General features: G+C 65.7%; 10 protein-coding genes. 8 read left to right on the top strand and 2 right to left on the bottom strand.

Annotation, left to right across the window (positions count from 1 at the left end):
- Positions 1–139: 139 nt before the first annotated feature.
- On the top strand, positions 140–508 hold the full coding sequence (locus OV208_RS15370) for a hypothetical protein (protein WP_267574592.1): 369 nt from the start codon (positions 140–142) through the stop codon (positions 506–508).
- Between the two features lie 226 nt (positions 509–734).
- Positions 735–1,640, top strand: coding sequence for a GGDEF domain-containing protein (locus OV208_RS15365; RefSeq protein WP_267574591.1), 906 nt, complete (start codon positions 735–737; stop codon positions 1,638–1,640).
- A 391-nt stretch (positions 1,641–2,031) separates the two neighbouring features.
- Here OV208_RS15365 and OV208_RS15360 read toward each other — a convergent pair whose 3' ends face one another.
- Together OV208_RS15360 and OV208_RS15355 are read right to left on the bottom strand one after the other, a co-directional pair.
- Positions 2,032–2,265: a hypothetical protein gene (locus OV208_RS15360; protein ID WP_267574590.1), complete on the bottom strand. Its 234-nt coding sequence runs from the start codon at positions 2,263–2,265 to the stop codon at positions 2,032–2,034.
- Positions 2,266–2,311: 46 nt separating this feature from the next.
- Complete coding sequence (locus tag OV208_RS15355) at positions 2,312–2,662, bottom strand: hypothetical protein (RefSeq protein WP_267574589.1); 351 nt, start codon at positions 2,660–2,662, stop codon at positions 2,312–2,314.
- A 362-nt stretch (positions 2,663–3,024) separates the two neighbouring features.
- Between OV208_RS15355 and OV208_RS15350 the strand changes: the two genes are divergently transcribed.
- From OV208_RS15350 to OV208_RS15325, 6 genes are all read left to right on the top strand, one after another.
- Complete coding sequence (locus tag OV208_RS15350; protein WP_267574588.1) at positions 3,025–3,717, top strand: hypothetical protein; 693 nt, start codon at positions 3,025–3,027, stop codon at positions 3,715–3,717.
- A complete protein-coding gene (locus OV208_RS15345; protein WP_267574587.1) occupies positions 3,717–4,880 on the top strand; it encodes a hypothetical protein in 1,164 nt (387 codons plus the stop codon). Before OV208_RS15350 ends, OV208_RS15345 begins: the two co-directional genes overlap by 1 nt.
- A 111-nt stretch (positions 4,881–4,991) precedes the next feature.
- Positions 4,992–5,723: a C40 family peptidase gene (locus tag OV208_RS15340; protein WP_267574586.1), complete on the top strand. Its 732-nt coding sequence runs from the start codon at positions 4,992–4,994 to the stop codon at positions 5,721–5,723.
- Positions 5,723–6,778, top strand: coding sequence for a hypothetical protein (locus OV208_RS15335; protein ID WP_267574585.1), 1,056 nt, complete (start codon positions 5,723–5,725; stop codon positions 6,776–6,778). The genes OV208_RS15340 and OV208_RS15335 overlap by 1 nt, the downstream gene beginning before the upstream one ends.
- 1 nt (position 6,779) lies before the next feature.
- The gene (locus OV208_RS15330) at positions 6,780–9,260 is read left to right on the top strand and encodes a host specificity protein J (protein WP_267574584.1); all 2,481 of its coding nucleotides are present in this window, start codon (positions 6,780–6,782) and stop codon (positions 9,258–9,260) included.
- 9 nt (positions 9,261–9,269) lie between these two features.
- A complete protein-coding gene (locus OV208_RS15325) occupies positions 9,270–11,444 on the top strand; it encodes a Hint domain-containing protein (protein WP_267574583.1) in 2,175 nt (724 codons plus the stop codon).
- Positions 11,445–11,447 lie beyond the last annotated feature (3 nt).

The following is an 11,447-nucleotide window of genomic DNA, read 5'->3' as shown; positions in this document are numbered from 1 at the left end:
TGCGACGACTACGGTCACTGTGGGAAAGCTCCGAAGCGGCCACACCACGTCGTGCGGCTGCCTGCGGCGGGAGCAGGTTGCGGAGAGAAATCGCACTCACGGTCAGGCGCGGTCACCAACGCACATCTCGTGGAAGGCGATGCTCACGCGCTGTACCAACTCGAACTACCCGGGCTTCGACAAATATGGCGGACGCGGCATCACCGTCTGCGAGCGATGGACGTCCTTCGAGAACTTCCTCGCTGACATGGGCGAGCGTCCAACAGGCATGACGTTGGACCGTATCGACAACAATGGGTCCTACGCACCGGGAAACTGCCGCTGGGCCACGCTCAAGCAGCAGAGTCGCAACAAGCGCTCCAGCAGGAATGTGACCATAGACGGCGTGACGTTGACGGTGGCGGGCTGGTGCGAGCGGCTCGGTGTGAAGCGGGCCACGGTCTACGACCGTCTCAAGCTGGGGTGGTCTATCGAAAGAGCGCTGACGATACCGCTCCGCGGCGCATGATGTGCTCCGAAGGTATTGCCATGTGCCGCCATCATAGGTCGGATGCCCACGCCCTGTCGTTGGACGCATCCTGTAGGGCGAGCTTCGCTCGCCCGGGTCGCGGACACCCCGCAGCACTCCGCCGGATCAGAGCATCGTGCTTCCTCCCGGCTAACTTCGCCCCGTATGGTTCGCGGCCTACGCAGGCGTTGCTACCTGCGAATGGCGCAAAGGGGACTCATCTAGCATGGCCGACTACAAGCATGACGCTCGCTTCCGGGAATTACAGTTCATTGCTCAGTTTGAGCAGCAGCGCTCGATAGATGTTTCGTTTCCACAAAATGGAAGCACATTTGAGTCTGCCAAAGAGCGGCAGATGGTCCTCTCGCTGGTGCTGCGGGGAATGTTCGGCGGCCCTGATATTCGCACTAGGCCGTACACGAATTACTACAATCGAAATCCCAATGATCTCCCAAGCAGCATCGAGAGGCAAGACCAAATGGAGCGAGCGCAGATTATTGAAGCCCTCGTTTCCGGCCAAACTGTCAGGCTGGAGATGGGGCACTTAGGTCGTCTACGGCTGGCAGAACTTCAGGACCAGCTTCGGGCGTCTCGCCTGCATGAGCCGTTCGGGATCCTCTACGATGGCCGTCACGCCGAGCGGGACTTGGCGATTGCCATCATGAACGTCCAATCGGAGTCGCCGGTGTCGGTGGCCTACCTCGACATGAACGGGCTCAAGGCGTTCAACGAGGATGGCGACCATGCGACGGGTGATGAGGCCATCAAGGCGTTCTTCCATGCCATCGAGAAGGCGGTTTCCGACGTGGGGGATGCCTACCGGAAAGGTGGCGACGAGGTCGTTGTCGTGATGCCGGCGACGCCGCTGGAGCAGGCCCGGATACGGATGCGCGCGGCCTTGGCGTCGCTCGCCGGCGAAGCGGTCAAGGTGAATGGTACGCCGCGCCCTCTCTCGTCCTCCTGTGGAGTGGTGGTCGTGAACGATGTGAAGGCGGAGGCGGCCGCCACGATTCACCAAGCCGATCTCGTCCAGAAGGTCGCGAAGGAGCGGTCGAAGACGGGTCCAGGGCGGCGTAGCGTTCTCGTGGCCCGAACTGCAGCCGCCGCCGAGCCGACCGTCGAGGTCATCTGAGACCAGCCCCTTTGTCTTCGAGGAGGCTAATTGGCGCGAGCGGATGTCCGGCGCGAGCGTGCGGTGGACGTTCGGTGGGTGAGCCGTCGTTACATCCTCAAGTTCATAGGTTTGTAAAATACAACGGCCGTCCTGGCATCATGCCAGGACGGCCGGTGCTCTACGAAAGGCCAAGTTTCTTATTGCAGTACTGAATGACTATTCCGGCGACCACAGTCATAATGAATGCGAATACCCATTTGATGGATTTTACTGCCATTGCCTTCGCTGTTGCTGGATTCCAATTTATTTTTATATATTTTAGCATAATCTCTATGTCTTTCTGCGGACTCTGCCGCCAACATAAAGATTGTTATTGTGGTCTTTGTACTCATTGTGGCCAGCATCCTCCCTACTCCGCAGGCATGTTGAACCCCTGCACATCGTGGGTTGGCAGGGCGTCCTGGTGGGCGATGGCCCTGGTCGCATCCAGCCATGAGCCACAGGTCGCACAGAGGTAGACGCGGCAGCCCCCGGCCAGCACTTGGGCGGCCACCTCTGGATGCAGCACCAACAGGTCGAGCGCGCCGGACGGATGGGCGTGCGGGATACCGGCGCGGCGGAGCTGGGCCGTCAGGGCTTCCACCCGAGCCCGTGCATTGCGGGAGAGGCGCAATTCAACCGATGTCGCCTCAGCAGGCCGGCACGCGGATCGCCCGCCACGCGGAGTTGGACTGGTAGCTCTCCTGCAGGGCGCGGATGTACCGCAGCGTCGCCAGGACGAGGTATCGGTCCCGGGGAACGGTCATTCGCCGGGCGGAGTCCATGGCGAGCGCGTACTCCCTTTCGCCCATCTCCACCATCAACGACTGTGTGAGCACCTCTGGCGCCCGAAGCGGCGCAACGAACTGGCCAATCCACCCCGCACCATCGACGGCAGCATGTTCAACGAGTCGGCCAGGAGGGATGCCTCCTGCGCGCGCGGCTTCAAGAATCGTCGCCACCTCACGCGGCAGGGCACGGATGCTGAGCGAAACGGGCATGAGCCAACTCCTGGCAGGTGGTCCGCGCGAGCTTTGGTTCTGAGCGCATCCTCCGTCAAGGCTCACTGGCGCAAGTTAGTGGAGCACAGGAACGCCACCAGCCGGCTGACCCATTCGTTCCAGCGTGTCAAGAGCCTTCGTTCCGACGAGCCGCTGCACCTGTAGTTCCGGGGGGCTCGAGGGTTGGTCGGTGGAGATGGATCGCGGTCGGGACGGCATCGCGGGGCACGCGTGGCGCGCCGGTGGACCGAATGCGCCAGAGATGAGGCTCGGTTCTGGGATCCGGCCCCTGGGCGCGGACGCTGAGCTTCGGGAGACGGCCTCCGTCTAATCACGGCGACCTACTCCAGCATATGCACTCAGTGAGTCGCAACTGTATCGGCCGCATCGACTTCGCTTTACAGCGAAGGCAGAGTATTCTCGATGAAGGGATAGCACTGAACTCGGAGCCTGTTGAGCTAGGAGAGGATGCTTTGGGACGACGAAATGTAGCACGAGATGACACAGAAAAGGATGTTGCCGGCTCTCTGCCGCCGCTCGACTCTCTGCACGAGCGTCATTCAGGCGTAACGCCAATTGTCTGCGCGTATTTTGGTGAAGCTGCGCGTTGTATGCTTTCGATGCATCATGTTAGCCCATGCCTGCTCTCGATTCGGAACAATCAGTCAAAAAAGAAGCGAACAATTTCCTGGAGTGCTGTTTCAGAAAAGGATCGATATGCGCATGCGAACCTTGACGATGCTACTAGGGACGGTGCCTACATAGTTGCGGTCGCGGTTGTTGAGGCAGAATTGGGGCTGTTTACGGTGGAGCGGGCAACGACTCGAACCGGCTGTGACTTCTATGCATCACCGCATCAAGATCCGGATGATCTCGAGGAAGCATATCGACTTGAGGTTTCAGGTACGAATCTGGGAAATGAATCCGATGTGCGAACGAGACTCAAGGAGAAAATCGAGCAGACAAGGCGTGCAGGTGCTATTTTGCCTGCGGTAGCATGTGTGGTCGGCTTTGAGGCTCGCACCGTCATGATTGAAAAAGCTGAAGCTGACTGATGAGAACTCCCGAACATAGACAAGCCCAAGAACTCGACGTTGTAGCCTCTCTTCTTTTTCGACAAGGGAAACGAGCGGAAGCGCGAGCTCGCTTTCGGGAGGCTGCTGCGTTTGAAGTTAAGGCGTTGGAGTCCATACCGGCTTCAAAGCCAAAAACACGTGGGATTATTGGCGTGAGTGCTGCTGTGCTTTTGTATAAGTCGCGTCAGATGATCGAGGCTGAGAATTTAATATATAGGCTTCTGTCGGAACCGCTCATTGGTGTTGCTTATCGACAACAGCTTCGGGAATTGCTTGAGGTTGTATGGGATGAGCAGTCTCTTCCATCGGGGATGACTTACTCGGGAGAGGAGATACTTGTCAGTCTGAGGGGCGGAAGCGTAGGATATGGAACTGCTCCGCTGGAGATGGCGCTGAGCAAGAGTTCCGAGATCAGGAACCTGCTCTTCCGTGCAACCGAGTGGGTGCGCGGCGATAAATTCCGCCACCGCGGACCTGTTGATGATGGGGTTGTTGATTTTGTCCAAGCCCGAGCAACGCAGCCCTCTGCGGGGAGTTATCGGTTTTCAATCAGACTCGTTGAGCCCGAGCAATTGGAGATGTTCGGGCCTGAGGTGGTGAGTGCGGCCGTTTCGGCTGCGGCCGTGTCTGATGCTGTGTTTGGTCTTATTCGAACTATTGTTGAGCCGAGTCCGATCATGCGGCAGCAATTACTTGAGCTTGTTCCGGATGCTGAGTACAGGCAGGCACTTGTGAAGCTAGTCAGAAATGTTGCCCCGAGTGATGGTGGACTAGGCGAGGTGGAGTTTTCGCGTGTCCGCCGGCATGAGGGGCAGAGCGAGCCTGAGCGAGAGGCTGTTCAGCTTCGCAGGGAGGTTCGACAGGTTATTACTGAGTTAGTTAGGCAGGAAGAAGCGCCGCAGGTTTTGGAGGCCAGCGAGGAAAAGGGAGTTCTGAGGGGAATTTTACGCGCGCTTCATTTGGATGAAGGCTGGTTGGTGCTCTCTGTTGGTGGTGGTGGGAAGCAGCGTTGCGAAACCCGCGAGAATGTTCTCGATGACGTCGTCGGCCCGATGGTAAATCGCCGTGTGCTGATTCATGGTGTATGGATAAGGGGTCGGTCGAGATTTCAGGTGATTGATATTGATTTCGATGATGGTTGAGATGCGGTTTGGGCGTGCGGATATCGTCCTTCCCGGTTGATGGATGCCATTGCTTGTGGATGGTGTCGCCTTGCTGCGGAAGCTGTCCACGCCCGCCCTCACCATGCCGGCATGAGCGACCCCTGCCGGTTGACGCTGGATGAAGACGTCCTTGCGGCTGCGCGCGCCCATGCCCAGGCGGACTACCCTCGCGAGTCGTGTGGCCTCGTGGTCCTGGTGGACGGTGTCCAGCGGTACCGCCCCTGCCGCAACCTCGCCGACGGCCAATCGCACTTCGTCTTGGCTCCGGAGGACTACGCCCAGGCGGAAGGGGAGGGCGAGGTGCTGGCGGTGGTGCACTCCCACCCCAACGCCGCGCCGGAGCCGAGCGAGGCGGACCGGGTGATGATGGAGCGCTGGGGCCTGCCCTGGCTGATCCTCAACGTCCCCGTGGGCCACTGGTGCCTGTGGCACCCCGAGGGCTACCGGCCGCCCCTGGTGGGCCGCACCTTCAGTCACGGCGTCCTGGACTGCTTCTCCCTCCTCCGGGACTACTACCGGGAGCGCCTGGGGCTGGAACTGCCCGACGTCGAGCGGCCGGACGACTGGTGGGCGAAGGGCGGCAACCTCTATCTGGAGGGCTACGCCCGCGCGGGCTTCGTGGACGTCACCGGGCAGGCGCTGCGGGAGCACGACGTCCTCCTCATGCAGCTGCGCGCCCCGGTGCCTAACCACGCGGGCGTGTACCTGGGCGATGACGTCCTCCTGCACCACGTCATGGGCCGGCTCTCTACCCGGGAGACGTACTCTGGCTTCTGGCAGCGCATCACCCAGCGTGTCGTGAGGCACGCCTCCCTGTGCTGATGACCATCGTCCTGGGAGGCCCCCTGGGGAAGCGCTTCGGCCGCGTCTGGCGGTTGGACTTGTCCGTGCCCTCGCCCGCGGAGGCGGTGCGCGCCCTCTCCGCCGTCTGCGAGGGCTTCCGCCGCTACCTCACGGAGAACAGCCAGCCCGGCTACCACGTCTTCGCCGGTCGGCGGGACGTGGGCGAGGAGGACCTGGCGGTGCCGACGGGCGCGCGCGTCCTCACCCTCATGCCCGCGCTCGCGGGGGCGAAGTCGGGCTGGTTCCAGGTGGTGGCGGGCGCGGTACTCATCGCCGCCGGCGCCGTCCTCACCGTCTACGGCTACGGCGCGGGCGTGCCTCTCATCACCGCGGGCCTCTCCCTGGTGGCGGGCGGCGTCTCCCAGCTCCTCTTCGCCCCGCCCAGCGCCACCGGGCCCAACGAGAAGGACGCGAACAAGCCCAGCTACACCTTCAACGGCCCCGTCAACACGCTGGCCCAGGGGCACCCAGTGCCCATCTGCTACGGAGAACTGGAGGTGGGAAGCTGCGTGGTGTCCGCTGGCATCGTCACCGAGTGGAGCGCGGGGGGCGGCTTCGGCGGCGAGGGCGGCAGCGGGCAGACAGGCCCGGGCGGCGCCCCTCCCGTCGGCGGCGGCTGCCCCGCGCCGTGGGTGCCCATCCTCCTGGCGGACGGACGGGAGGTGCCCGCCGGCGACGTCCAGGTGGGCATGGTGGTGCGCACCCAGCACGAGGAGACGCTGGCCTGGGGCGACTTCCCCGTCACCGCGGTGGAGGTGGTGGAGGGCGTCCACTGGCTGCTGGAGTTGGAGGACGGGCGGCGCTTCGAGGGCACGGGCAACCACCGCGTGCGGACGGACGCGGCCTGGGAGGAGGTGCGGTACCTCGCGGTCGGCGCGCGGCTCGTGGGCGCGCAGCCCGGCGTGGTGCGCCAGGTGACGCGGGGGGAGCGCGGGCCGGTGGTGCGCATCACCGTGGCGGGCGCGCACACCTACGTCTCCTCCGGCTTCCTCTCCCACAACGTGAAGAAGGCGGACCCAGTGGTGGTGGACTGACATGGGCGGAAGCAGCGGCGGCAAAGGGGAGGGGGGCGCGCAGCGGGCGCCTGTCGAGTCCCCCAACACGTTGAAGTCCACCAGCCACGCGCGGGTGTTGGACCTGCTCTGCGAGGGCGAAATCCAAGGCCTCGTCGCGGGCCTGAAGTCCGTCTACCTGGACGGAGTGCCCATCCAGAATGCGGACGGCACGTACAACTTCACCGGCGTCACCGTGTACGACGTGAAGGGGACGCAGTCGCAGGAGTACATCCCCGGCTTCCCCTCGGGCGAGGCGGAATTCACCGTGGGCGTGGAGGTGAAGCACGCCACCCCGGTGGTGCGCACGGTGACGGACGCCCAGGTGGACGCGGTGCGCGTCACCCTTCAGGTGCCGCAGCTCACCTACCAGGACCCCACCACCGGCGACTTGAAGCCGTCCTTCGTCCTCGTCTCCGTGGCCGTGCAGTCCAACGGGGGCGGGTACGTCGCCCAGAATCTCCAGGGGGCGGAGTACTTCCAGGGGAAGTGCACCAGCCCGTACGAGAGGACGTACCGCGTGGAGCTGACGGGCTCGCCCCCGTGGGACATCCGCGTGACGCGCGTCAGCGAGGACGCGGACAACGTCACGAAGCAAAACAAGGTGGTGTGGAAGTCCTACGCCACGCTGCTGGACGAGAAGCTGTCCTTCCCCAACACCGCCCTGTGCGCGCTGCAGGTGAGCGCGCACCAATTCAGCAGCATCCCCACGCGCAGCTACCGGATTCGCGGGCTGAAGGTGTGCGTGCCCGCCAACTACAACGCCTCCGCGCGCACGTACGAGGGCACCTGGGACGGCACGTGGAAGGTGGCCTGGACGGACAACCCGGCCTGGTGCTTCTACGACTTGCTGACGACGAAGCGGTACGGCCTGGGCCGCTTTCTCAACGAGGCCGCCGTCGACAAGTGGGGCCTCTACACGGTGGCCCGCTACTGCGACGAGCTGGTGCCGGACGGGCAGGGCGGCCTGGAGCCGCGCTTTCGCTGCAACCTGTACCTCCAGACACAGGAGGACGCGTACAAGGTGGTGTCCAACCTCGCGAGCGTCTTCCGGGGCATGACGTACTGGGCCTCCGGCGCCGTCTTCGTCGCCCAGGACGCGCCGCGCGACGCCGAGTACCTCTTCACCCCGGCCAACGTGGTGGACGGCCTCTTCACCTACGCCTCCAGCGGCAAGCGCGCCCGCCACACCGTGGCCCTCGTCACCTGGAACAACCCCGCCAACCACTTCAAGGCCGCCCAGGAATTCGTCACCGACGAGGAGGGCCTCGCCACCTACGGCTACAACCCCACCGACGTGGTGGCCCTCGGCTGCACCTCCCGGGGCCAGGCCCAGCGCGTGGGCCGGTGGCTCCTCTTCACCGAGAGGCTGGAGACGGAGACGGTGACGTTCCGCACCGGCCTGGAGGGCGCCATGCGCAACCCGGGCGCCGTGGTGAAGCTGCAGGACCCGTACAGGGCCGGGCGGCGCTGGGGCGGGCGCGTGGTGGTGGCCGCCCCCGGCCAGGTGGAGCTCGACGCGGACGTGACGCTGGAGGCGGGGAAGACGTACTCCCTCGCGGTGGTGCTGCCGGACGGCACCGTGGAGGAGCGCCCGCTGGCCGCACTCGCCCCGGCGACGTACCGCTCCCTCACGGTGGCCAGTCCCTTCACCGCGGCGCCCCAGGCCCAGGCCGTCTGGGTGCTGGCCGCCTCGGACTTGGAGCCCACGCTGTGGCGCATCCTCAACGTGGCGGAGGTGGAGTCGCACCTCTACGAAATCACCGCGCTGCGCCACTCGCCGGGGAAGTACGCGGAGGTGGAGTACGGGGTGAAGCTGCAACCGGTGCCCACCTCGGTGCTGCCCTCGTCCGCGCCGCCCGCGGGGCTGGTGGTGGGGGAGTCCCTCTACAAGACGACGAATGGCGGGCTGAAAGTCATGCTGACTGCCCGCTGGACGCAGCTGCCGACGGCCACCGAGTACCGGGTGCGCTGGCGGCGCGAGGGCGGCAACTGGACGTCGGAGCCGCCCGTCCAGGCCCACTTCTGGGAGCTGCCGGACTGCCTGCCCGGGGAGTACTCCGTCCAGGTGGCCGCCGTCCTTAACGGCCTCGTCACCACGTACGCCTCCGCCGGCTACACGGCCCAGGGCAAGGCCGCGCCGCCCTCCAACGTGACAGGCCTCACCTACGCCCTCAACGGCAACACCGCCACGCTGAGCTGGGCGGAGGTGCCGGATTTGGACAGGGACACCTACGAGCTGCGCTACGGCAGCGCCTGGGAGGCCAGCACCTTCATCGGCAAGGTGCCGGCCACCACGCACGAGTGGGCCCTGCCGGTGCCGGGCGTCAACCAGCGGGTGCACGTGAAGGCCATCGACACCTCGGGCAACTACTCCACCGACGCGGCGAGCGTCCTCGTGCTGGCCGCGCCCACGGTGCCCGCCACCCTCACCCTGGGGATTTCGTCCACGCCCCCTCCTTAGAAGCAGGGCGTGCGCTCGCGCGAGCAGGAAGAGGCGGCCGGCATCATCGACGTCACGGACGGCCCCATCCGCTCCCCGACGCTCATCAAGCCGCGCTACCTGGACATCCACTGGACGCACGAGGAGCTGCTGCCCGCGCACCTCCTGGCCGGCTTCCAGGTCGTCGTCTACGAGGGGGACGACCCCAACGACACCGACGCCTACCTCGTGGAGCCCCGGAAGTTCGGCCCCACGGAGCGTCGCTGGGTGGCTTCCCTCAAGCTGAAGACGACGGTGGAGGTGAAGTGCGCCGTCCAGGCCCTCTACACCAACGGCAACCAGAGCAGCTGGCGCGTCCTCGGCGGGGGCGTGGTGGCGGACCCCGACACCGTCACCATGGCGACGGCGGACTTGGCCAACGTGCCCGCCGGCAGCGTCTCCGCCTCGCACCTGGCGGCCGGCAGCGTCATCGCCAGCAAGGTGGCGGCGGCGGCCATCTCCTTCGCGCACCTCCTGCTGCCGCCCACGGACAACCTGGTGCCCAACGGGTACTCGGAGGCCGGCGCCGCGGCAGTGGGGAAGTCGCCCGAGGGGGACGCGCTGGTGGAGGAGCCGGCCAACGCGAGGGAAGGGCGCTGGTGCCGCAAGGTGGTGCTGCCCTCCACGCTGGGGCTCAACTTCACGGGGGGCTTCCGCAGCAGCGGGCCCAGCCGGCTGAAGTGCGCGGCGGGAGACTCCTTCTACGCGGAGCTCTGGGTGAAGTCCTCGGCCGCCCTCACCGGGGCGGGCGGCGTGGTGTACCTGCTGTGGCTGGACGCGTCGGGCTCCTTCTCCGGGGCGAACACGGGCAAGCCCCTCAATGGCAACCTCGTGGACGCCGCGGGCGTGGGCGGCCGCAGCCTCTCCACCACCTACCAGCGGCTGAAGCTCTCCGGCACGTGCCCGGCGGGCTGCACCGGCGTGGAGCTGTACTGGGAGCCGCCCGCGTCGGTGCCCGGTGACGCGGGCAAGGCGGTGTGCTTCGACGCCATCAGCCTCCGGAAGATGGTGACGTTCGACTTGCTGGTGGCCAACACCCTCCAGACGTCCAACTACGCGGAGGACGGCAACGGCGTGCCCGTCGCCGGGGCGAAGCTGGACAACGTGGGCACCGCCTTCAAGGCGGCGGCCGGCAACGTGCAGATTGGCAGCTACCTCCTCGACGCTCCCTTCTTCCGCGCCAACCAGGCGCTGGACGGCAATTCCGCCGCGGGGCGGGTGCACTACCGGGGCAGCAACAACACCGGGGTGCGCGGTGGGGCGCCGCTCATCGACAGGCTCGACGTGCACTGCTCGGACTACTTCCGGTACACGACGCCCTTCGTCCACTCGTGGATCATCCACAACTTCGTCCTCCAGCCGAGCAGCGTGGACGACAACCTGGATGCGCTGCGCTACCTGAAGGTGGACTACTTCAGCGGCACGTCGAGCATGGCGGCGACGTACCGGGGGACGCGCTTCATCGCGCTCGCGGACCGGAAGTACGCGGCCCTGCCGGACAGCAACGCCGCCAATCGCATCGTCATCAGCCACAACTTCAACTACCCCGCCGCGCTCTCCGGCCTCTCGGGCTCGGGCCTGGGCGAGTACCTGGCCCTCCTGTGCGAGGTGCACAACGTCTACGGGCAGAGCGCGTCCATGTGGTTCACCCCCGTCTTCGGTGGAGGGGTGGGGGTGAGCTTCGCGAAGTCGTCCACCTCCCCCTTCACCGGGGGCCCGGCCGGTGGTGGCGGTGGCGGCTCCGGTGGGACGGGCGGCACCTGCGTGGCGCCCGAGACGCTCATCGCCCTGGAGGACGGCCGCGAGGTACCCGCGGAGTCCATCCGCCCGGGCATGCGCGTCCTCACCCAGCACGAGGAGACGCGCCGGATGGGCGTCTTCGAGGTGGTGGCGGCCTCCAGCCACCGCGCCGTGCGCTGGCGGGTGGAGCTGCGGGACGGGCGCGTGCTGGTGGCGACGCCCAACCACCTCCTCTTCCGGCGCTTCGCGGGCTGGGCCGAGGTGCGTGCGCTGAAGCCCGGCGACTGCCTGGAGGGCCTGCGGCCCGGCGTGGTGCACCGCGTGGCACCGGCGGGGGAGGGCGTCGTCGTGAAGCTCACCGTGCACGGGGCCCGCACCTACGAGTCCGCGGGGCTGCTGTCCCACAACATCAAGCAGTCCATCTAGGAG

Origin of the sequence: Corallococcus sp. bb12-1 (assembly GCF_026626765.1) — a bacterium.
In the GTDB taxonomy this organism is placed as follows: domain Bacteria; phylum Myxococcota; class Myxococcia; order Myxococcales; family Myxococcaceae; genus Corallococcus; species Corallococcus terminator.
This window is presented reverse-complemented; position numbering and strand designations above follow the sequence as displayed.